Annotated in this window: 25 protein-coding genes and 2 riboswitches; of the genes, 5 read left to right on the top strand and 20 right to left on the bottom strand. The window is 40.5% G+C overall.

Translation table 11 applies throughout. From position 1 onward, the window contains the following. Positions 1–48 precede the first annotated feature (48 nt). Positions 49–1,296, bottom strand: coding sequence for a sensor histidine kinase (locus BQ5796_RS07055; RefSeq protein WP_071461190.1), 1,248 nt, complete (start codon positions 1,294–1,296; stop codon positions 49–51). 127 nt (positions 1,297–1,423) lie between these two features. Further along, positions 1,424–1,579 carry a hypothetical protein gene (locus tag BQ5796_RS18265; RefSeq protein ID WP_200792867.1) on the bottom strand — a complete coding sequence of 52 codons (156 nt, stop codon included), beginning with the start codon at positions 1,577–1,579 and terminating at the stop codon, positions 1,424–1,426. Positions 1,580–1,745: 166 nt separating this feature from the next. Between BQ5796_RS18265 and BQ5796_RS07050 the strand changes: the two genes are divergently transcribed. Further along, entirely contained in the window at positions 1,746–2,141 is a 396-nt protein-coding gene (locus BQ5796_RS07050; RefSeq protein WP_071459589.1) for a hypothetical protein, read from the top strand. Between the two features lie 171 nt (positions 2,142–2,312). On the opposite strand, the gene BQ5796_RS18075 is transcribed toward BQ5796_RS07050, so the two are convergent. The 5 genes from BQ5796_RS18075 to pepF all read right to left on the bottom strand — a co-directional run bounded on the left by BQ5796_RS18075 (position 2,313) and on the right by pepF (position 6,962). Beyond that, on the bottom strand, positions 2,313–2,450 hold the full coding sequence (locus BQ5796_RS18075) for a hypothetical protein (protein ID WP_159430982.1): 138 nt from the start codon (positions 2,448–2,450) through the stop codon (positions 2,313–2,315). 162 nt (positions 2,451–2,612) lie between these two features. Then, complete coding sequence (locus tag BQ5796_RS07045; protein WP_071459588.1) at positions 2,613–3,638, bottom strand: VanW family protein; 1,026 nt, start codon at positions 3,636–3,638, stop codon at positions 2,613–2,615. Between the two features lie 213 nt (positions 3,639–3,851). Beyond that, the gene (locus BQ5796_RS07040; RefSeq protein WP_071459587.1) at positions 3,852–4,424 is read right to left on the bottom strand and encodes a DUF2238 domain-containing protein; all 573 of its coding nucleotides are present in this window, start codon (positions 4,422–4,424) and stop codon (positions 3,852–3,854) included. A gap of 13 nt (positions 4,425–4,437) precedes the next feature. Continuing rightward, positions 4,438–5,001: a DUF2238 domain-containing protein gene (locus BQ5796_RS07035; RefSeq protein ID WP_071459586.1), complete on the bottom strand. Its 564-nt coding sequence runs from the start codon at positions 4,999–5,001 to the stop codon at positions 4,438–4,440. Positions 5,002–5,174: 173 nt separating this feature from the next. Beyond that, the gene (gene pepF / locus BQ5796_RS07030) at positions 5,175–6,962 is read right to left on the bottom strand and encodes an oligoendopeptidase F (RefSeq protein WP_071459585.1); all 1,788 of its coding nucleotides are present in this window, start codon (positions 6,960–6,962) and stop codon (positions 5,175–5,177) included. A gap of 276 nt (positions 6,963–7,238) precedes the next feature. On the opposite strand from pepF, the gene BQ5796_RS07025 reads away from it, so the two are divergent. Then, positions 7,239–7,439, top strand: coding sequence for a cold-shock protein (locus BQ5796_RS07025; protein ID WP_071459584.1), 201 nt, complete (start codon positions 7,239–7,241; stop codon positions 7,437–7,439). 156 nt (positions 7,440–7,595) lie between these two features. On the opposite strand, the gene BQ5796_RS07020 is transcribed toward BQ5796_RS07025, so the two are convergent. Continuing rightward, a complete protein-coding gene (locus BQ5796_RS07020) occupies positions 7,596–8,072 on the bottom strand; it encodes a CarD family transcriptional regulator (RefSeq protein WP_071459583.1) in 477 nt (158 codons plus the stop codon). Positions 8,073–8,362: 290 nt separating this feature from the next. Between BQ5796_RS07020 and cyoE the strand changes: the two genes are divergently transcribed. Both cyoE and BQ5796_RS07010 read left to right on the top strand, forming a co-directional pair. Beyond that, positions 8,363–9,280, top strand: a complete 918-nt coding sequence (gene cyoE, locus BQ5796_RS07015; protein ID WP_071459582.1) for a heme o synthase — start codon at positions 8,363–8,365, stop codon at positions 9,278–9,280. 112 nt (positions 9,281–9,392) lie between these two features. Next, on the top strand, positions 9,393–10,310 hold the full coding sequence (locus BQ5796_RS07010) for an endonuclease I family protein (protein WP_071459581.1): 918 nt from the start codon (positions 9,393–9,395) through the stop codon (positions 10,308–10,310). A 271-nt stretch (positions 10,311–10,581) separates the two neighbouring features. Here BQ5796_RS07010 and cotJC read toward each other — a convergent pair whose 3' ends face one another. The 3 genes from cotJC to BQ5796_RS06995 are packed head-to-tail and all read right to left on the bottom strand — an operon-like array spanning position 10,582 to position 11,636. Then, complete coding sequence (cotJC, locus tag BQ5796_RS07005; RefSeq protein WP_071459580.1) at positions 10,582–11,151, bottom strand: spore coat protein CotJC; 570 nt, start codon at positions 11,149–11,151, stop codon at positions 10,582–10,584. Positions 11,152–11,166: 15 nt separating this feature from the next. Further along, positions 11,167–11,427 (bottom strand): spore coat protein CotJB, encoded by a 261-nt coding sequence (locus BQ5796_RS07000; protein ID WP_071459579.1) that lies wholly within the window; start codon positions 11,425–11,427, stop codon positions 11,167–11,169. A 5-nt stretch (positions 11,428–11,432) separates the two neighbouring features. Further along, on the bottom strand, positions 11,433–11,636 hold the full coding sequence (locus BQ5796_RS06995) for a spore coat associated protein CotJA (RefSeq protein WP_097678019.1): 204 nt from the start codon (positions 11,634–11,636) through the stop codon (positions 11,433–11,435). A gap of 251 nt (positions 11,637–11,887) precedes the next feature. Between BQ5796_RS06995 and BQ5796_RS06990 the strand changes: the two genes are divergently transcribed. Next, positions 11,888–12,469 (top strand): LOG family protein, encoded by a 582-nt coding sequence (locus tag BQ5796_RS06990; RefSeq protein ID WP_071459577.1) that lies wholly within the window; start codon positions 11,888–11,890, stop codon positions 12,467–12,469. A 342-nt stretch (positions 12,470–12,811) separates the two neighbouring features. Here the strand turns inward: BQ5796_RS06990 and BQ5796_RS06985 are convergent, their stop codons facing one another. The 9 genes from BQ5796_RS06985 to gshAB form a co-directional block, all read right to left on the bottom strand. Further along, positions 12,812–13,669, bottom strand: a complete 858-nt coding sequence (locus BQ5796_RS06985) for an endonuclease/exonuclease/phosphatase family protein (RefSeq protein ID WP_234969317.1) — start codon at positions 13,667–13,669, stop codon at positions 12,812–12,814. A 357-nt stretch (positions 13,670–14,026) separates the two neighbouring features. Next, positions 14,027–15,043, bottom strand: a complete 1,017-nt coding sequence (locus BQ5796_RS06980; RefSeq protein WP_071459576.1) for a ThiF family adenylyltransferase — start codon at positions 15,041–15,043, stop codon at positions 14,027–14,029. Further along, positions 15,040–15,807, bottom strand: coding sequence for a thiazole synthase (locus BQ5796_RS06975; protein WP_071461188.1), 768 nt, complete (start codon positions 15,805–15,807; stop codon positions 15,040–15,042). Before BQ5796_RS06975 ends, BQ5796_RS06980 begins: the two co-directional genes overlap by 4 nt. Positions 15,808–15,809: 2 nt before the next feature. Next, complete coding sequence (thiS, locus tag BQ5796_RS06970; protein WP_071459575.1) at positions 15,810–16,013, bottom strand: sulfur carrier protein ThiS; 204 nt, start codon at positions 16,011–16,013, stop codon at positions 15,810–15,812. A gap of 14 nt (positions 16,014–16,027) precedes the next feature. After that, on the bottom strand, positions 16,028–17,134 hold the full coding sequence (gene thiO, locus BQ5796_RS06965; protein WP_071459574.1) for a glycine oxidase ThiO: 1,107 nt from the start codon (positions 17,132–17,134) through the stop codon (positions 16,028–16,030). Continuing rightward, complete coding sequence (locus tag BQ5796_RS06960) at positions 17,118–17,735, bottom strand: thiamine phosphate synthase (RefSeq protein ID WP_071461187.1); 618 nt, start codon at positions 17,733–17,735, stop codon at positions 17,118–17,120. The genes thiO and BQ5796_RS06960 overlap by 17 nt, the downstream gene beginning before the upstream one ends. Before the next feature lie 83 nt (positions 17,736–17,818). Continuing rightward, positions 17,819–17,928: riboswitch (TPP riboswitch) on the bottom strand. Positions 17,929–18,198: 270 nt separating this feature from the next. After that, a complete protein-coding gene (locus BQ5796_RS06955) occupies positions 18,199–18,393 on the bottom strand; it encodes a hypothetical protein (RefSeq protein ID WP_071459573.1) in 195 nt (64 codons plus the stop codon). A gap of 86 nt (positions 18,394–18,479) precedes the next feature. Continuing rightward, positions 18,480–19,844, bottom strand: coding sequence for an amino acid permease (locus BQ5796_RS06950; RefSeq protein WP_071461186.1), 1,365 nt, complete (start codon positions 19,842–19,844; stop codon positions 18,480–18,482). 157 nt (positions 19,845–20,001) lie between these two features. Further along, positions 20,002–20,081: riboswitch (glycine riboswitch) on the bottom strand. Positions 20,082–20,276: 195 nt separating this feature from the next. Further along, complete coding sequence (gene gshAB / locus BQ5796_RS06945; protein WP_071459572.1) at positions 20,277–22,610, bottom strand: bifunctional glutamate--cysteine ligase GshA/glutathione synthetase GshB; 2,334 nt, start codon at positions 22,608–22,610, stop codon at positions 20,277–20,279. Positions 22,611–22,647: the final 37 nt, after the last annotated feature.

Genomic DNA, 22,647 nt, shown 5'->3' with positions numbered 1-22,647 from the left:
AATCTTAACAAAGGCCTGCCACCATTTCTATCGCTATCCTCAGCTTCATCATTCCCCCTTATATGAAGGGAAGGTAATGCGAAAAGTTGTGCCTCTGCATGGACGACTGTTCACCTGAACTTTTCCTTTCATAGCTCGGATTATGCTAAATGTGACCATAAGACCCAAGCCGGTTCCCTGATTCCCCTTTGTCGAATAATAAGGTTCTCCAAGCCTGCTCAGTTGCTCTTCAGACATCCCAATCCCAGTGTCATGCAATAGGAGTTGCACAGATTGTTGTACCTTATTTGCTCGGACTGTCAATACTCCCCCTGCCGGCATTGCTTCAAGTGCATTCTTCACAAGATTGATTACGGCCTGTTTAAATTTTGATTTGTCCCCTTTTATCATTAAGTCTTCACCTAGTGAGGCATTTATCTTAATTCCTTTTTCTGCAGCAAGATATTCAAATGTCTTCAACACATTGCTCAATTCTTCTGCCACATGAAGTTCTTCCTCTTTATCAAGTGCCGCTTTTGAGAAGGTTAAATAATCATTCATAACTTGCTCGGCTCTAACAATCTCACTCATTGCAATCTGGAGGAATTCCTTTCTTTTCTCTTCCGAGTAGGAATCTTCCTGGATTAATTGCAAAAATCCTTTTACTGAAGTAAGCGGATTGCGGATTTCGTGGGAAATCGCTGCACTCATATGGCTGACAGCTTCCATTTTTTCTGATCTCGCTAGTCGATTGCGTATCAGGATATTCTGCCTTATCATTTCGATAAAGTAAGTGATAAGGGCAGCACCTACTGCCGGGACCAAAGTATAACTCAAAATAGTCTCCATGTTGCGTTGAGGAGTATGGAGAATAAAAATAATTTCTAATAAAACAACAGAAGAAGCAAATGTTGCAAGGACAGACGCAAAGATCCGCTGACTGCTTGGCAGTTGCACATACCATAAGTGAATCCATTTCAGAACGAATGCAAGAGAAGTAAAGTAGAGCATTGCAGTCCAAAAGCCATCATCAACGCCCATATATCCACGCATTAGGATTGCAGCTCCAGCAAATAAGAAAACCCTCCCTGTATATAAGCTTCCTAGAATAATTGGGACTTGCCGAAGATCAAATCTCACACCTCCACCTGCTTCAACAGAAAAAATCATGCAGAGAAAAATGGAGACAACGAAGTATAATGGCAAAATATATTGTCTTAATACACTGCGTCCCTGTCGCTCTTGCAGTACTTGAAAAAAGAACATGAGAACTAGCAAGAGTGAGAGATTCAGCATCAGCTTTTCAGTAATTTCCAAGTTGACACCTTCCCGATTAAGGTAATATTGACCCTTTGAATATGTCTTTTTTTTCTTTTTAACTATAGCATCATAATGAGAAAAAACCCGCCATTTTTGTATAAAAAGCGAGTTTTTTCTCATTAAATTATTGATTCCTCGACTGTCCTTTTTCTGCAGGTCTCGGAATATCTTTCGATGGTAGAGAAACAAGCTTCTCTCTGCTGAATTTACTTTCATCGTCCCCCATTCCAGGGAGCGTGTTAGCCATCGGCAGCTGCTCTAATTCTTTCCCTTCAGGCATGAAAACACCTCCTGTCGATAATATTCCCAACTCGGCTTTTCTTAACCTTATTCCTCTTAATCACGCTCTCTTTTTTATGGATAGGCACATTTAGCTGAAAGGAACATATGTTATAGAGGGAGGTACTTCATATAACTGCATTTTTGGGAAAGGAAGGCGAAAAAGCGTGAACAGTGAATCATCTGATAAAGCCCCTTTATCCTCAGTTGATTTGGAAGAACAGAACAGAGCTATTAAAAAGCTAGCGACAAATTTATTCTCTGATGAAAGTACTCTAGATGTAGGGTCTATTATGCGTATGGCAACCAGCCTAATATCAAGCGAGGATATGATGAACACCGTTAAGCTAATTGGTGGAGTTCAAAATGAAGAACAAGATGACAAAGCCGAGCATGCCAAACAGGAAGGTCAGGAAACCAACCTGCTCCTTAAGGAAATAAGAGAGGAAATGGCAGCAATTAAGCTCCAGTTAATTTCCATGCAGTCACAAAATGAGTATATGAAAGAGATTCTTATGCACATGATGGAGACTTCGAAAAAGAAAAGATGGTGGAATTTTTAAACATAAAAAAGCAACAACCGGCTTATTTGTAATATCAGTGATTCATCATTGTTCCAAGTATGTGCAGCTACATACACATATGCTATTTTTCTGTTATACTAATTTTCAGCCATATTAACAGCAAAAATGGATACGGCGACAGAGGGTATCTCTGCAGCCGTATCCTTTCCCTTAACAGCCCAGAATATTACATACAGCTGTTTTCAATGCATTTTGAGTGTCATCGTTCTGTGGACTCAAAATGGAAATTAGCAACCATGCTACTAATAGCAACACGACAACGAGAAAAGTACCAAGTCCTAAATCCATGTGGAATCCTCCTCTCTTCTAATTATTCGTAATAGCTATTACACTCGTATACTATGCTCGTAATTCGGACACGCTTAGACGTTTGTCCACTATAATAGAAAAAAAGGCGAATACATAAATAACCCCTGCAAAACACTAGGCATGTTCCGCAGGGGTTTTCGTTTATAACCTTTTTTTTACTGCGTCCTGATATATCTTGGATGTACGGATTTCAATGGTAAGTGTTCCGTTCCCAAATATTGATCGAATCAAGAGCGGTGTGCCAGTAGTGTTTTTAAAACGGAAATCAACACCACCAAAGGACACTGTTGCATCACGTCCTTTTGGAACATAACCGACATTAACGGAATGATGGTGTTTTTCAACATACTCAACACCAAGTTGATCTATTGCATTGAACAAAGTAGAGGAAGTTTGGCAAATCCCTCCGCCAATCCCCATGACAAGCTTCCCATTGACAGCTTCTTCTGCTGGCTGGTAGCCATGTGCTTCATCACTAGGACCTACTGTCGTATTGAAGGAAAAGTAATCATCAATCCCTATGATTACATTATCAATAGCTTTAGCGGAAAGCTCGATGTTTTTGCTTCTGCCATAGACATTGCTATTGTATTTCGTTGTGTAGGATGCCACAACAACCTCATTCAAATGAGCAGCGTCCCCAGGCTTATAGTTGCTTGCTGTTACATACAAAGGAAGTTGTACTTTGCCACCCTTGGCAGAAGCCTCGATCACCTTTTCAGCAAGTTCCTTTTCTTCTAGTATGACCCTTGGTTTTCCTTTCACTATATTTCCGTTAGCATCAATCCGGTCAAGCGTGTTTCTTTGATCATAACCAGGATTGGTATCAGTCCCTCTTGCAGCCGTTCTTGCCCACTTGATGATTTCCCCCCGAAACGATTCATCGTTCGTTCCGTAACCCATCTTCTTTGGTTCAAAAGTCATCACAACATTTTTCGTATTTGGGTCAATGATATCCACAAAGATAGGTTTTTCTTTTTTTTCTCGTTTATCTTTCGTCTGTATATCTTTTTCTTTTCTATCTAATGAAGCCGATTTGCTTTTTCCGACATCCTCTTTAGCCATACCAGAAATCAAGAATACGAGCGCAAAAACTGTTCCAGCAAGAACGAACAATACCAAGGCAGTTTTTCTTAATTTACTTTTCCTTCTTTTTCTAGTCTCCATTTTCCCCTTACCATTACCTTTTTTATTTATGACGTTTGTCATGCTTTAAAAGTTGCATTTTAAGTATTTTTATTTTTCAACTTTTTACAATTTGATTATATGCGCCTATTGTACACTTATGCAATATAATTTCATAATGTTTTCCAATTAGCCAAAATTAAACACACAAATAAGACAGCCTCAATTACAGAATGGCTGCCTCATCATGTTAGTCTATTTTTTCCTGAATGCCTTTGACCTTATAGCGGCAAATATTGCGATTAACAAGCCTCCGGCACAATCAGCAATCAAGTCCATCATCGTATCCTTGTTGCCTCCCCCTTGGAGCGTCATTCCAAATAACTGGTCGGCAGAAAACTCGTATACTTCCCACATGACACCTCCAAGAACCGCGAATGAAAAGGTAAATAAGAAGACAAACCATGGTGAAATGCGATCCCCAGCTCCCCTGCGAACAAGACGTTCATATAAAGCAACTGCCAAATAGGAAAGCAAGCTTCCGCTAAAAAAGTGTAGAAAAGTATCCCACCAGCCAAGCCCGTACCAACCTCTGATTGAGCCTAAGTATTGCGAAGCAAATAGGAACACAATATATGATCCGACAAGAGGCAAATGAAACTGCAGCCTTGTAAAAGTTGCTAATAAAAGCGGTACAACACCGCAGGCGATTCCACCTGCCGCAACCATTGTCTCGAAAGATTCATCCTGCCCATAGTAATAAAACGCCAGTAAAGCCATAAACACGACATACCCGCCACTTACGGCAATGACGGTTTTTCGGTTCATCCTGACACCCCCATCATGCTCTTACCTTTGTGATACCATAGACTGATACGGCGAGCCCCCCTGCAAGGCCGCATAACAAATCATACATCGTGTCCTTATTTCCGCCGCGCTGCATCGTATGGGTGATGAGACGATCACCGACGAACTCATATATTTCCCAAACAACACTGGACATCACGGCAAGGGACAAGATAAAGAGAAAGAGAATCCAGCGCGAAACATCTTTTATGCTCGTTTCAGGTATGTGATAACAATAGAGCGCAATGGCAACGAAGCCGACTAACATTCCCTTATAAACATGGAGAGTCGAATCCCACCAGCTGAATTTCAAGTAAAACCCAGCAATCGATCCAAGATATAGCGTACAAAATAAGGAAACAAAATAGCCCAGTAGAACTGGGATATTAAAAGGAATATTCTTCATAAATAGCAATACAAGCGGCAGTCCCCCTGCAAGAATCCCACCAAGCGCTACCTGCCAGCGAGACTGATCATCCTTCATCCAATAAAAAACAAATAAGCCAATCATAAAGGCAATAAACGAAAGGCTTAACACTACAATCAGCTTCCGCTTCATCCCAGACACCATCCTTCAACGAAAGTATGCCCAAAGCTGTGAAAAAATATGAGGAAGCTGATTATTCGGACCATTTTTAAATCGGTAAGGAGCAAACTCCGAAAATAATTAAATCCGATAAGGTAAATATAACCACAGAAAATCCCCAATCCACGAAGGAAAGGGGAGTTTTCTTATGCCTTAGAAAATTCTTCTACAAGCTCAGTAAACTGGGCAAGTGCACTATTGATTGGTTCCGCAGTCGTTAGATCGACACCTGTTTTCTTCAGCAACTCTAACGGATAGTCGCTGCTGCCGCTTTGCAGGAATTCGTGATAGGCTGCAATCGTTTCCTTATCCCCTTTCAGAATTCTGTTTGCCAGGTGAATGGCGGAAGCATATCCTGTAGCATATTTGTACACATAAAACGGACGGTAAAAATGCGGAATGCGAGACCAACCATATTTCACCTCTTCATCAAAGACGATTTCACTTCCGTTATACTCTCTGAAAAGGTCTTCATATAAAGAATTAAACACCTCAACGTTCAGCGGTTCTCCCTTTTCCGCAAGCTCATGCGTCTTTAATTCGAATTCCGCAAACATGACTTGCGTAAAGAATGTGCCTTTATACTGGTCAATAAAGTGGTTCAATAGGTGTCTTTTTACTTCCGTATCTTTTTCGTTATTGAGCAAGTAGTGAATCATGAGAATTTCATTTACAGTCGAAGCAACTTCCGCAACAAAAATACTGTACCGTGCGCTTATTTGCGGCTGATGCCTTCCGCTTAAGGTGCTATGAACCCCATGACCGCACTCATGAACGAGCGTGAATAAGCTGTCGAGGTCATCCCTATGATTCAGCAGGATGTATGGATGCACACCGTATATTCCTAAATTATATGCCCCTGAACGCTTCCCAGGTGTCTCACGGACGTCTAAATAACGTTTCGCCCTAAACTCCTCGAGAATGCCTATATATTCCTTTCCAAGAGGCGCGAGTCCTTTCAGCATGGTCTCGAAAGCTTCCTCGTAAGGAATTTCTATCTTCACTCCTTTCACAATTGGAACACTCAAGTCATATGCTCGCAACTCGTCAAGTCCCAGCTTTTCTTTTCGAATCGCGATATACCGATGCATTGGTGCGATATTTTCCTTAGTAGACTCAATGAGGTTCTCATATACTTGCCGTGGTACATTATCACTGAACAAGGACTTTTCAAGCGCAGAAGGATAGCTTCTTATCTTTGCCATCCTAGCATTGCTTTTTACAGCTGCCGATAGAGTAGCGGCAATTGTGTTTTTATTTTGGATATATGGCTGATAATAAGCCTTATATGCTTCGCGGCGGATATCCCTATTGTCATCTTCAATTAATTTGGCATACATGCCGCGGGTTAATTCAACTTTCTTTCCTTCTTCTCCTGTTACTTCCCCGAAACGAATATCGGCATTATTGATCATGCCAAAAATCTCAGATGGAGCAGAGAGAGACTCTCCAAGCTGTGAAAGCAGTGCTTCTTCACTCTTTCCTAATACGTGCTCCTTATAACGAAAAGAGTCCCATAAATCTTCCTCAAAGTACTTTAAACCAGAATCTTCTTCTATGAAACGTTTCAAGGTACCTTCCTCTTGGCTAAGAAGAAACGGCATAAAGAAGGACGTTGCGGAGCTAATTTTCACTCCAAGACTTTGCACCCTTTCTTTCAACGCCTGTGCTTCAGTGTTTCTCGTATCCTCATCGCTTTTCAGCATACTGTAAGCATGAAGATGGTTTAGTTTGTATGAGAGCTCTTCCCTCGTTTTTAGGAACGAAAACAATGCACCTCCATTATTGATAGCACCATCAAAATGCGAGAGTTTCACTGCCAACCCTTCTACCGTTATGTAATCTTTTTCCCAACTCTTCAAGTCAGGATAAATATCATCAAGGTTCCATTTTTCCTGCAAGGGCACTTCTTCTCTTGATTGATATTGTTTCATATAAAAACCCCTTCCAATTATGTTCTATCACCATTAAACCTTCTCTCCATTCTGAAAACAAGAAACTACTCTCTATCTTTATGCCTCAACGGTTTAAAAATAAACAATCTAAAAAAGATATACACCACTTGCATTCCTTTCCATTATCTGTTACGATGTAAGAGAATTATTTTTGTTCGGTGTAAAGGATTGAGAAGTTTCCAACTTTCGTCTTAATGATCACTAAGGGCAAGGATAGTAACACATGTGTGCGTTGCACACTAGGAGGTCAACAAAATGGAACAAGGTACAGTAAAATGGTTTAACGCAGAAAAAGGATTCGGATTCATCGAGCGCGAAGGTGGAGACGACGTATTCGTACATTTCTCCGCTATCCAGTCTGACGGCTTCAGATCATTAGACGAAGGCGAAAAAGTAACTTTCGAAGTAGAACAAGGCGCTCGTGGACCACAAGCTGCTAACGTTCAAAAAGCTTAATAACAGCTATGATGACAGGCTCCTTCTAGGGGGCCTGTTTTTATCTTTTTTCGCAAAAAAAAAACGGCTTGCCAGGCTGTTTTTTCATGAGGTATTAGTCCTAAAAATAGGACCAGTCAGCCTGCCGGATGCGCATGCTGGCCGGTGCAAAGCAGATTAAGAAAAATTCGTTCTTAATAATTCTGTTGCCTGTACATTTGAAATTCCGTTTACAAGGCTTACTTCACCAATTAGCAGCTTCTTTGCACTTTCAAAAAGTTGCTTTTCACTAGAGTTCAATGGCTTAATCTCGTGTATTCTTTTTAAATCCCTCACTACTTCCGCAACATCTTTAAGTTTTCCGTTCTTAACTTTCTCGGTGTTCATTTTAAAACGATCTTTCCATGATAAGGTTTGATCTGTTTTTCCGTTGCGAAAGACCTCCAGAACCGATTTCAGTACAAGTTTGTCTGTAATCGCGCGAATATGAGATTTTTCCACCCTATTCACAGGAATCATTACTTGCATGTTATCAACCGGGATATTAATCACATAATATCGTCTAATTTCGCCAAGTACTTCCTTATCCTCAATCTCTTCAATAATACCTGCACCATGCATAGGATAGATAATATGATCGCCAACTTCGAACAAAAATCCCACCTCCGAATCGTCTATTTTCATTATAACATTAAGTTAGATGAAAAGCAAAATACTAAATAATATCATCTATAACGACTATTTGTCAACGGATAATTAGTGATTTTTTTAAAAAAATATAGATGTCTTCCACTGGATCTAATGCAGTGGTCAGGATAGAATAGGCAGTTAGCTTGAGGCTGCTTCTTGATCTTATTAAAATGAGCACAAATTTCATCTAAAACCCCTATTTCATGTATAATGAAAATTGTCACAGTATAAATAGAATAGAAAGGGTGGTTAAAATGAGGGGAGAGAAGAACACTTTCTCTGCAATCCATCCATTATTGTCTTTGAAAATATTGGGGGCTACAATAAAAACAGGAATTATCAAATCGAATTTACTAGCGGTGGTCGCAGGACTGTCGCTCTCACTATATGTAAACTCGGTAAATCCTTGGAATGAGCTATGGGATATTATATTAGCTCTCTGCGGGTCATCCCTTATCATCGGTGCAGCAGGTGCGTTCAACAATCTTTACGATCGTGATATAGATTCTCTTATGGAGCGGACGAAGGAGAGACCTACCGTCATTGGAGAAGTGAGTTTTAGATCCGTTTTAATACTCGGCCTCCTGATGACAACCGTAGGTTTGTATGCACTTTACATTGCTAAACCGCTGGCTGCGCTATTCGGTTTTCTTGGATTGTTCTTTTATGTTTTCCCGTACACCATGTGGAGCAAAAGAAGAACCATTTATAATACGGAGATTGGAAGCATTTCAGGTGCCATGCCGCCATTAATTGGCTGGACAGCAGTTAGCACCAATATAACGGATCCTGCAATTTTAGGCTTGTTTGCAATGACGCTGATATGGCAAATGCCTCATTTCTATTCCATCGCCATTCGGAAAGAAGAAGAATACCGAAATGCAAAAGTACCAATGCTCCCAGTTATCAAAGGGATGAGAAGGACATATAAACAGACGAATTTTTATCTGGTTTTGCTCATTGCAGCAAGCTTCCTCTTCCTCCCCGTCAGTCCTGTATTGCTGGGTGCAGCTTTGCTTCTTAATATTTGTTGGCTTGTGCTGAGTATATTAGGTCACAGGAAAATGGATAGTAAAAAATGGGCTAGGACGATGTTTCTATATTCCTTAATCCACATAACAGGTCTCTTTGCATTTGTGACTTTATTTTCCATAGTGGGAGTTTTCCTTTAATAACTTTGCCGCATTCTTAGAATGCGGTTTTTCCTATTTTACAGCAGGTATATCCCTAGTTTATGACGAATATCATCGGAGAAAGCCTATAACATACAAGGATGGTGCGCTAATGGGGAAAATACTAAAGAAGTTTTCCACACTGAAAATCACAGAATTTGTAGATTTACAGAAACAGCTTGATTTCCTTAGGGAAAATCAAAAAAAGCTTCGCGAAGATCGGGAGAATTATTATGATGAAGAAACAGACCAAGCTGATATTGCAGAATATTATAAGAAAATTGGCGGTCCCGACTGGAAGCAGACTCCAACTTTCACAGACCTATGCGGGCTTTTAGAAAATACTCATGTAAATCGAATACCGTATTCTGTCAGTAAAGACCTGTACTTATATACTTGGGTCGATTTGCATCCGGATGGCTCATTAAAAAGTGTCTATTCCGGCGAAAAAAAGAATCCGGAAGAAATTATCATTGAAGACACTGACTACATTCGCCAAAAGTATGCCGAAATTCAACAACTAATTCAAAAAGAGGACCCGGCATATTCTAATTTGGAGGCGTTTGAATGGCGGATTAAATTCAATGCAGAGCATATTGTTCCGCAATCCTGGTTCGGCGGAACTGAACCCATGAAAGGTGATTTGCACCATTTATTTACTTGTGATCCAAAATGCAATTCCAGTCGCTCCAACTTTCATTATGCAGATTTTCCAGAATATATCCCAGAAAATCCTGATGAGCCTATTCAAAATAATTGTGGCGTTGCTGCAGAAAGCCGTTTCGAACCGGAGCACGGTAAAGGCCTTGCCGCAAGAGCCATGCTATATTATTTTCTGCGCTACCCTGAAACAGTTAAGAGAGAATTCCAGGAAGACGTAGATATACCCCTTCTCATTAAATGGAATAAAGAAAACCCTGTAAGTTTGTATGAAAAGCATCGAAATGCCGCCATCTATCAAATTCAAGGAAATCGAAATCCGTTTATTGACTTCCCTCATCTAGCTGAAAAAATAACCATTCCAATCTAATAGAAATATAGGAGATAGCATAATTGGGGAATTTTCCTCCCCATTCGTGTGTAATTAACTCATTGGTGAATAAAATGGAAATAAATATTAGCGATGGTTTTTTTTCTTTTTTTCTAGTTTACGTTTACTTACTCGCTTCGTGCTACTTATCAAAACGATTAAAAAGAGACAATCCCAATTGCAGCGAATAGAACAAAAGCTTGATAGCTTGCTTGATGACAAAGAAAGTCTTGAAAAAACCCGACTCTTATTTTTGTCGGGCTTTTACAAGTTAAAACACTTTTTTCTTTCCACGCTCTTCTTTTAGAATTTCGACAGCCTCTCGAAAACGCTGAGAATGGATTACTTCCCTCTCCCTAAGGAATCTAAGTCCATCATTCAAATCAGGATCATCCGACATATTAATGAGCCATTGATATGTCGCCCTTGCCTTCTCTTCCGCAGCAATATCCTCGTATAGGTCTGCGATTGGATCTCCCTTCGCCTGTATGTACGTTGCTGTAAAAGGTACTCCTGCAGCGTTATGGTAGAACAAGGCTGAATCATGATCGGCATAATGCTCACCAAGGCCTGCATCTCTAAGCTGCTGTGGCGTTGCATCTTTCGTAAGTTTATAAATCATTGTTGCAATCATTTCTAAATGGGCGAATTCCTCTGTACCGATATCTGTTAGCAAACCGACAACCTTATCCGGAATAGTATAACGCTGGTTAAGATAGCGAAGGGCAGCAGCAAGCTCCCCATCCGCTCCCCCGTACTGCTCTATCAAGTACTTTGCAAGAGTTGGATTGCATGTGCTTACTTTTACAGGGTACTGCAATTTTTTCTCATATACCCACATCGTAATGCGACCTCCTTATATTTGCCATGGCCAAGGAGCTCTCCCCCAGCTCCAATTCTTATCAGATAAGCTGTTACCATATTGTTGCAAGGGACCAAACTGGGCTTCAAAAGCCCGCTTCAACTGATTGCTGTATTGAGCATATTGATTAAATTGCTGGATAGCATTTTGATCATCCGGGTGAGTATCCAGATACAAAGTCAGTTCAACAAGCACAAAATCAACCGCCTGTATTGCTTCCAGTTCTTCATAATAATTTTTTGGCAGACTATGCATTTCTCTCACCCCTTCGCTTCATAAGGATTTTCATAGAAATCCCAGAAAACCGGCCATAATGTCCCTTTCCTAAGCGCCTCGTGTGGATCATATTGCGGCAGGTCAGGCGGCTGAAATCCAAAATAAAGGTTTGGAGGTGTTGAGTAGAATTTTTTTCCAATAGGACGGCAGGGGTCAAACGGGCTATGGTATGGTTTGTAACTCTTCATTCTTGTATAAAACATTTGCTCACGATCATCCATGCTAACACTTCCTTTTTTGAAGTTATACTATCCTATTCCTCTACGGCTTGGACTATGCAAATCCAGATAAACAAACGCTCCCGCAGCTTTGCGCAGGAGCGTTAAAAATACTATTGAAAACTAAGTTGCACTTTTCAGCTTCGCTTTTAGGTGTTTCTATTTAATATCCAAATACGATAGGATATACTTTATTATAGAACACTATAGGAGGCCAAAAAATGAAATCATTGGCAATTTTTTGCGGGTCGAGCAATGGTGCGTCACCTAAATACATCGAAAGTGCTAGATTGCTAGGGAAAGAACTAGCTAAACGAAACATTACTCTTGTATATGGAGGCGCTAGCGTTGGTTTAATGGGCAGTGTTGCAGACGCAGTGCTAGATGCAGGAGGAAAAGTCATTGGAGTTATGCCCGATTTTTTAGATAAACGGGAAATTTCACACCAAAACCTAACAGAACTTATTATTGTTCAGTCTATGCATGAGCGAAAGGCAAAAATGGCGGAATATGCTGATGGATTTATTGTCTTGCCAGGCGGAGCCGGAACGATGGAGGAATTCTTCGAAATCTTTACATGGGCACAGCTTGGACTGCATAAAAAACCTTGCGGGTTATTAAACATCAATCGTTATTACGACCCACTAGTTGCGCTCTTGAACCATATGGCCGATGAACAATTCCTTCAAGAGAAATACAGGTCAATGGCCCTTGTTAGCGAAGATCCTGCTGGACTACTCGACCTTTTTGCTGCATATCAACCGCCTGAAATAAAAACGTATATTTTAAAGAGTCAAACTTAATTGATATCTTTTTATCTATCCCCTCCTGCTCGCCTTATTATATCGGGTACAGGAGGGGTTCATTTTCAAAAATACTTCCTTTTATTCTAGAAGAAAATAAAAACCAAAGAAAGCCTGCATACACCCACAGCTTCTTCTTCCTCATTTTTTTCGTTTGCCTCATTTAGAGTCGAATATATCAACCATTCTGCTTTAGTGTATGCTATTCCTTCTAACTAGTTGATTTCAATTCATTCCATCACCAGGTGAAATTTGTAGATTGTAAAGTCGAAGAGATCCCCTTTAAATCGGGGTAATGAAAGAGCGTAGAAAGGCATAGTCAAATACAGCGGGATTTCTCAATTATTTATTACCATTAGAACTCGGCTCGAGCCTTTCAAGCTCCAATTCAGCTGTCAGCGGCAAATGGTCTGAGGCATTTGTTACAATGACTTCTGACTCTTTTATCTCTATATCATCTGATGTAAAAATATAATCAATGCGCTTTGAAGGCTTTTTCGCAGGATACGTATACGCCCCTTTACTGTCCGCAAAAACATCCTGATAATGATTTATTATTGGTGCCATCTCAAGACTTTCAGGAAGGGCATTAAAATCTCCCATAATAACTTTCGGACCCTTTTTATTGTCGACAATATCTAATGTTCTTTCCATTTGTAGCATCCGCTCTGTAACTGTTAGAGCAAGATGGGTATTATAATAATGCAATTGATTTCCCTTTATATTGATAGTCGCTTCTAGCAATCCTCGCTGTTCTGTATTTCCTACTTTAGGAAGAGCATAGTTTTCGGATTGGATGATTGGATATTCACTTAGTATTGCCGTTCCATATTCCCTGCGAGGATCACTCGGGTTAGCCGGTTCGAGATTTAAATTGGATCCATACACATAAAACATGCCTAGACGCATAGCAAGCAACCTAGCTTGGTCCTTAAAATGACTTCTTGATGACCAATGCTTATCGACTTCTTGCAATCCTATAACATCAGCTCCTGATTCTTCAATTATCTTCGCAATTCGCCCTACATCTAGTAAACCATCCGTTCCAACTGCATGATGAATATTGTATGACATGACTTCAACATCTGTGCTTTGCCCTTTAGCTTCGCTTCCTTCCATTGCGCTTGCATGCAAATCTATAAACGAAAATGCCAAAACACTTGCTGCAACACATATACTACTCTTTAAAATCCCTCTCACGGCTTTCTCTCCTTCCTCTTACTTACGTGTCTATGGTACTGAATGAATTTATCCTCAACATTCATCTTTAGTAAAAAGTAGGTTAAGGAAGATTAATTTCCTCTAGGATGCTTAACCGCATTAGCAGAAACTACTTCATCTGGAGGAATATACATTTGCGCTATCATCTTCCTTAATCATTCTTTTTTATGAAAAGTCGGCTCAGTCTGGCTCTGTATCCGAAAGAAAAGGATGAACCACATTAAAAAGCCATTCTTCAATCCAAAAATACTGGAATGAAAAATGACTTTTAAAAGCATAAGAAAAACTAAAATCATCTAAATATGACTTAAACTGATTATAGTGTATTGCTACAGCCTACCCTGTTATCCGCTGAAACACAGCTCTTGCCTTGTATAGGTCATTTGTTCCATGAACAAGCGCTCTGCCATCCTTAAAAAGGACAATTCGATATCCATCGTATCGACAGGAGAGCAAATACTGATTTTGCACAATTTCTTCACAGGATAGCTCCGCTAATCTCTTCCCCATATCCTCCAATTGAAATATCCTTTGGGCTCCTGCCCTTATTTGAACAGTATTTCTACCACATAGCACTTCTGCTTTAGTTTGATTTTCAAGTGATAGATAAGGAAAAACGGGGTCAGTCCCACATGAAGAGCACGAAGGATTTTTCAGCATTCCGACATGAATTTCCGCTCTTTCATTCTTCCAAATATCCATAGAGTGAAGAATAGGCGGAAGACTCTTCCCGGTGATAAATTTTAATGATGCAGTTACCTGATGTGCTGCCACCATTTGCACAATTGGTCCAATGACACCCACTGTATCACAGGTTTCACTTTGCGCTGGGAGATGGTCGATCAGGCAATGAAGACATGGTCCATTTCCCGGAATCATCGGAAAGCCCAAGCCGTAGCTTGAGACGCAAGCACCAACGATAAAAGGAATATTATGCTTTGTAGCGGCGTCATTTACGATTAATCTAGTTTCTAAGTTGTCGACTGCGTCGATAATAATTGTTTTTCCTGAAACATGTTCTTCAATGTTTTGCCCATTCACATCCATTACGACACTTTCGACAATGACCTCACTATTAATTTCCTTCAAACGCTTTTCTGCCGCAATTGTTTTCGGCAATTTTGCAATAGCATCACTTTCACTATAGAGATGCTGCCTGTGAAGGTTGCTTATCTCTACATAATCTCTATCAATCATTGTTAACCGGCCAACTCCTGCCCTGACAAGCATTTCAGCATTTGCCGCACCTAGTGCTCCTGCTCCGACAATTAAGATATGCGCATCTCTTATCCCTGCTTGCCCCTTCTTCCCGATTGGCTGGAATCTTTCTTGTCTTGAATAACGTTCATTCAAGATGACACCATTCCTGTCAGCGGACTGCTAGCTTCTCCATATTCCTTCTCAGGAATCCGCCCTGCTTCGAATCCTAGTCTTCCAGATTCAACAGCCAATTTCATTGCAAGGGCCATCTTCACAGGATCTTTTGCTCCAGCCACTGCCGTATTCAGTAAAACGCCATCAGCCCCTAGTTCCATTGCAAAAGCCGCATCTTTCGGCGAACCAATCCCTGCATCTACAATTATCGGCACTGTTGCCTGCTCAATAATGAAGCGCAATTGAAGCGGATTCATAATTCCTTTACCGGAGCCTATCGGGGATGCACCTGGCATTACAGCATGTACTCCAAGCTCCTGAAGCCTTCTCGCTAGCAAGACATCATCCGAAGTATACGTAAGAACGGTAAATCCCTCTTGTAAGAGCATTTCTGAAGCCTTCAACGTTTCAAGGGGGTCAGGCAGCAGCGTTTTACTGCATCCTATCACTTCTACCTTAATCATGTCGCAAAGCCCTGAAGCTTTCGCAAGCTTTGCAATGCGGACAGCTTCCTCGGCATTTCTTGCTCCTGCTGTATTCGGAAGTAACGTATACTTTGTCAAGTCCAGTTGTTCAAGGAAGTTCGGCTGTGATTCTTCAAAAATATTCATCCTTCTAACTGCAAAAGTAAGAATTTCTGCTTCTGACACTCTAACTGCTTCTTTTTGGACTTCAAACGACGGATACTTTCCCGTTCCAAGCAGAAGCCTCGAAGAAAAAGTTTTATCTCCTATTTTCAACATCATTATCCTCCTCCTACAAAATGGATCATTTCAATTTCTGATCCTTCTTTCAACTCTGTCTCAGCATAAAGGGTTTTCTCGATAATGTTCTTATCAATCTCTACAATGACAATACGGTTTTCTAATTCATAGTGCCTAATAAGTTCAGCGACTGTATCGATTTCTGCTGGCAAAGATATGCTCTTCCCATTTAACCTGACATTCATAAGCAAAGTCCCCCTTATACCAAATTAAGCAATCTGTCTACCTTGAAAGCCTCTAACCATTCTTTTTTAATTTCCTTGCCAAGAATCATCCTTGAGACCATTTTTCCCGTAGCAGGTGCCAGCAAGATTCCATTCCGAAAATGTCCTGTTGCAAAAATAATTTTCCGATTTTCTGGATGAAAGCCAATGTAGGGCTTTTTGTCAAATGTCGCAGGCCGAAGACCAGTCCATATTGCATCCACCTTCATGTCTCTTGGATTGCGAAAAAACTTTTCTGCTAGTTGGGTTATTTGCGTTATACCGCCAACCGTTGGACTCTCACTCCAGTCGTCTTCTTCCATAGTTGCACCTATCACTAATGTCCCATCACTCCGTGGAACGACGTAGCTGTGTTTATGAAAAAGTGTTTGATCCAAGACCATGCCTTCCCCCCTTACTGCCATACACTGTCCTTTTACAGGAGTCATTCGGTGGGAAATCCCTGCTGCTTCTAAAAACTTTCCACTCCAAATACCTGCAGCAATAACAACATAAGATGCTTTTATATCTCCAGACGGAGTCCGAATGAGGAAGCCTGTACCTTCTTTTTTTATATCTACAACAGGTGTATTTTCATAAATATGTGCACCTAAACGCATCGAACTCCTCGCAAATGCCCGGCAGGTTTGGAGCGGGTGAACATGTACATCATCAGCGATGTATACCCCACCAATTACAGCATTGTTTATATCAGGAATCCTATCCTTTATTTCAGAAAGGGAAAGCGGTTCTACTGACGGAAGCAGCAAGAGGGTGGATTGCTCTTTGAGTTCTTCTTTCGTGTAGGCGAGTTTTATAATGCCTCCGGTCGTCAGCCTTATGTCAATGCCGCTTATTTCGCGCAGATCCTTTGCGTATTTTCGGTAAGCCAATTGACTGTTTCTAGCGAAGGGGAAAAACACTTCCATATCATCACACTCAGAATGCGCGCCAAGCATCCCAGCTGCTGCATTAGTTGCCTTCCCACCGATTGTCCCGCTCTCCAAAAGGGCTGTATTCACCTTTTCTTTAGCTAAGTGGTAAGCAATCGAACAACCAATGATTCCACCTCCAATCACTGCAACTTCACACGATTTCTCCATCGTCAGCCTCCTTTGCTTTCATGTAGTATTTTGCTGCTGCATCAGCAGCATCAACATCAGAGAAAATTCCTGACATAACAGCAACACCCTCTACACCAATGGAAGCAATACGGGAGACATCATTCAGTTTGATTCCCCCGATTGCATAAATCGGAATTTTTATGTTTCTTTTTAATTCCTTCAATGGATGGATCCCTTGTGGCGGAAGTCCCTCTTTTGAAGGAGTATCAAAAATATGACCATAAAAAAGGTAATCTGCACCTTCTTCCTCTTCACGAAGCGCCTCTTCAAGAGAATGTACAGAGCGACCTACTCTTAAAAATGGATACTTGTCTTTTACATGACAGGTAGGAAGCCCGCTTCCTGGCAAATGCACATTAGTATGTTCACAGAGCAGCGCAAGATCCAAACGGTCATGAATAACGAGTTTCTCTCTCTCCACCTTTTTCTTTGTTAATAATTCCAGCAGGCAGAAAAGCTCGCCGGCTGATTTTTGCTTCTCGCGAATATGGATATAGTCGACGAAAGCCTCAATCTCCATAATAGAAGAAGCCATTTCTTCTATTGTTTGGAGACCGTTGGTGACAGCAGCAAGCTTCATCTCTCTCCTCCCTTTCATCCAAGAAAAAATGCCGCCTCCCTTATAGGAAAGCGGCATTGTCCATGCATGCAGAAAAAACATACGTATGTACAAGTACACTTCCCTACGCAGGTTCGAACCTGTTCAGGTTTTGAGGGTTTCAAAGTAACTACTTTTTTCTCAGCCCTAATCAAGGGCTCCCCTAGTGATAGCGTCTATTCTTTTTTTTACATATTCATAGTAACAAAATGTTCTGAAACGTTCAACAAAAATTCACCTGTAAAACAGGATTTCTTTCGTTGCTCGGCACTCATGCAGAGTAAGCCCTGTATATTTCTTTAGCTTATTGCTGAATTACTTGCTGCTTGGATATGCGGGAAATACCGAATTTGGCACAAAGGGACTTTCAGGAGCAGAACGAAATCATAATCCAATTATTAGAGAAATATAACGATTGCTGTTTCATTATGCAGTACTCTAGATACTACGCAAACCATTTGATATAAACACCAACAGCAATGAATGACACTAAGATTACCACAATGTATATTACCGTCAAATTTGTGGTATTCCTCTTTGTGGAATTTCGGTAATTCTCATCCCCTTTTCCAGCCAAAGCAAGGGTGGAAATAGCCGAACCGAATATAATGACAGCAACCAACACTAACCCAAGATTCATGATATCCCCCCTTGGATAAATAAAAATGGATAAGTATGGTTCTACCATAACAGTTCTAGCGGGAAAAGCAAGGAAGTAATGCTCGTCTATGCTGTTAAACTGATGTCTTTTTCTTTTCTCTTACGATTAGCAAATAATCCAAAGAGCAGACCAAACCATAACGGTGTCATCAGCAAAGCTGTTCTTGTTTCTTCAACAATCAACATAATCATCAAAATAAAACCGAACAATGCTAGTACGACATAATTGATCAATGGCGTCAATGGCGCTTTAAAGGTTGATTTTTTTCTTAAATCTGGCCTCATCTTTGTATATCTAATATGGCAGATAAGAATGATGCTCCAAACCCAAATGAAACAAATCGCACTGATGGTCGTGACAATACCAAAAGCCTGTTCTGGTAAAAGCTTGCTGAGGAGGGCTCCTACTGACAATACCAGTGCAGATATCAACAAAGCGTTGCTTGGGACATGGTTATTGTTCAGCCTTGCAAATTTCACTGGAGCCTGGTCCTGTTTCCCTAAATTAAACAGTATCCTGCTTGTGGAGAATAGTCCGCTATTGCAAGCAGAAGCAGCAGACGTTAAAACTACAAAATTAATGATTCCCGCTGCAACCGGAATACCAACTAAAGTAAATGTCCTAACAAACGGGCTGTTGGCAGCATTCAATTCTGTCCACGGATTGATGCTTAGCAGGATGAACAGTGCACCAACATAGAAAAATAGGATCCGTAAGGGAATCTTATTGATGGCGGAAGGGATATTTTTCTTTGGGTTTGCTGTTTCAGCCGCAGAAACTCCAACAAGCTCTACACCGACGAAAGCAAACACTACCATCTGGAAGGAAAGCAAAAATCCACTGATGCCATTCGGAAATAAACCGCCATTGTCCCAGAGATTCTTCACGGAAACAGTTCCTGCATCCGTCTTGAATCCTATCACCAACAGGACAATGCCGACAATAATTAGCGCTAATATCGTAATAACCTTAATAAGCGCAAACCAAAACTCCAATTCTCCAAATAGCTTTACCGTGAGCAAATTCAGTCCTAATAGGAAGACGAGACTTGCCAATGCTGGAATCCATTGCGGAATATCAAACCAGTATTGTACATATACACCGACGGCGATAATATCCGCCATCGCAGTCATGATCCAGCAGAACCAATAAGTCCATCCTGTCACATACGCGGCCCATGGACCAATATAATCTTCGGCAAAATCAGTGAACGACTTATACCCTGCATTTGACAACAGCAATTCTCCCAATGCGCGCATAACAAAGAACAAAGCGCAGCCGACGATAAGATAGGCGAAAATAATCGACGGTCCTGCCAACTGAATGGCTTTCCCCGATCCCAAAAACAAACCTGTTCCAATCGTCCCGCCAATCGCAATCAATTGGACATGGCGGTCTTTCAAATCTCTCTTCAATTCTTTCTGTTCCACGCTGACTCCCCCCATTTTTTCAACTGCATAATGGACTCTCTTGCTGCCTGCCATGAAAAAACATGAAAAAAAAGAGACTGGTTTCCTCCAATCTCTTAAAACTTAAGAATAACAAATATTATGAATATATCCTTGTTGCAGAATAATAAAATAATATCCGTACTCTTCTGTCCTTTTGCCTGAGATTATGAACCCTTCGGCGTCGCGGATATCCGCGTCCTCTCCAGAAGCCGCTCCTGCTATAGTGTAATCCATAGCATTCATAGCTTTCTATTCAATTGTTTTTCCACATGGCAATGAAAATTTGATATAAGAATAGTATTATTAATAACCCCTCTATCCTTGTCCATTATTGTGCGATAATTTCTAATTTTATCAGCGTTTCTTTCACTCGTCAATACGTGAAAGTGTTAAACATATTTTCTCCACAAATCACTTTACTTCTCCAAACAGCAAATCAAGAATCTTTTCATCCGCCTTTCTATTCTTGCCTATATACGGATAACAATGAATATGGATAGCTGGATTAAAGTTTATTTCGATGATGCTGTAATTACTAGCAGTTGCCTCTTCATTTATGCAATCAATCATCATATCGACACCGCATAATGTTGCACGAGCAGCCTTTGCCGAACGGATGGCAATATTTTTATAGCTTGTTGGGATGTCATCTGTAAAATCGATGCTATCTCCTCCAGTACTAATATTGGAGTTTTCCCGTAAATACACCGTCTCACCAGCAAGCGGAATATCATTCCGATGCTTAGACTGGTTTTTCAAGAACATCTCTTCCACTTCACTTAAGACAATCCGTTCTAATGGTGTTTTGTAGCCCTTCCCTCTTAATGGATCTTTATTTTTATTTGCGACAAGCTGTTCAATCGTATGAATTCCATCTCCAACAACATTGGCTGGAACCCTATGTAAGATTCCAACGACCTCATCACCCATGACAAGGAAACGGTACTCTTTTCCTGTCATAAATTCTTCGAGTAGAACGGTTCGATCATGTTCAAAGGCCATTCTAAATGCCTTTTGATAGTCTTCCTTGGAAAAGTCGGAAGTAAAAATACTAATGCCAAGCCCAAAATTAGTCGATTTTGGTTTTATAACGATTGGCTTTTCCTGAAATGTTTCGAAATCGGCCATCGCTTCTCCAAGATTGCGATAAGCCTTCCCATCCGGCACCCGCAAGCCATGCTGTTGAAGAACCTTTTTTGTAGCTATCTTATTTTCCATAATCAGAACGGTGCTATATGAATCCAATGAAGTTTTTGTTGCTTGCTTCACATATTCAGTATGTTTGCCTTTTTTTAGCGCAATGAAGTTATCATCTCGATCAATCATTTCAAACTCGATTCCTCTTTTGATCGCCGCTTTCAATAATATTTGCGTAGACAGCTCCAAATCCTCGAATCCCTTAAATAGATAACCGCTCCCAATGGTTTCCTCGGCATATTCCTTTGCTTTATCGCTGTGATAAGATAAATAAGAGGATTGTTGTATTTCCGATTTTATCACTGAAGCAAAGCTCCGTTCTTCGTTTAGTATTTTCTGCTTCTGCTCTTCCAGTATATCAATGAATTCTCTGCTGCTAGGCGTTAGTGTATCTACCATTTTTTCCATTTCTACGATACTCTCAAGCGCTTTTTCTTCCATAGAGCGATTATCCTCATCGTGCAGCAAACCCTGGATGCCTTTGCTTAAGAGAGTATCCAAATTTAAAGTCGCGATTTCTTGCTCCTTTTCACCAAATGGTTCATCATGCATCAACAGCATGAAAACTAAAAACAGATGGAGGAATACCAACGTTTCTTTGCTGACTCCAATTTTATCAAGTGGATTTAAATCGACCATGCGAAGTTCCAAATACTCTATTCCATTCTCGAGTAATTTTTGCAAACGGTCTTTCCCCTTTGCTGGTTTTACGCGGACAGTGCTATAAAATTCTTTAACACTAAACAATTCCTTTGATTCAATCAGCGATTGCAAATCACGGACATATTCTTCTAGCGAATCAAACGAGACATAGAAAGGTCTTTTATTTCGATAGCCATATTTGCTATTTCGAATGGAAGCCATATTAGGAAAATGATAGCTCTCTTCATCTAGTTGACTACCAGACTCCACACATTCTTCCAGATATGTTTTATGAAAAACAGGGCTTGCAGCAGTCAAATAGACAAGCAGCCAACGGTATTTTAAAACATTGCGTGCAACTTTCAAATAAATATTATTCTTAAACTCCGTGTAACTGCTATTACTCTCTATCGCTTGGTATAGCCTGTACAAAAAGGGTTCATGAAATGAAAAATTATAGTGAAAACCACTAATTAATTGTCGCTTTCGCCCATACTTTTCTGCTAATTGATTCCGATACTTGTCTTCCACTGCGTCATTCATGATGGCAATCGGGATTTCCTCTTCTATAGGCAATGCTGGTGGATTACTGCTCGGCCACAAATACTCTTCATCACTTAATTCAATAGTGACAATATCATGGATTGTCTCTAAAAAATGATAGGCTTCATCAATGGTATCTAATGGAGGAGTGATCATTTCAACTTGACTTTCCGAAAAATCCGTTTTGATATATGGATGTTCAGTTTTGGAGCCGAAAGCCTTGGGATGTGGTGTGAGCGCAAGCTTTCCATTCTGGTCAACTCGAGCATTCTCTTTCTCAAGTCCAAATCTGCCAAGCAGAATGTCTTTATTTAAGTTATAATCCAATACTAATTTTAATAATTCCTCATTCATGAAACCCATTTTAATGACCTGCCTTTATTCATCTGTTAAGTATTTT

The sequence above is a fragment of the Bacillus massilinigeriensis genome, from assembly GCF_900111815.1.
GTDB classification, from domain to species: domain Bacteria; phylum Bacillota; class Bacilli; order Bacillales; family Cytobacillaceae; genus Mesobacillus_C; species Mesobacillus_C mediterraneensis.
This window is presented reverse-complemented; position numbering and strand designations above follow the sequence as displayed.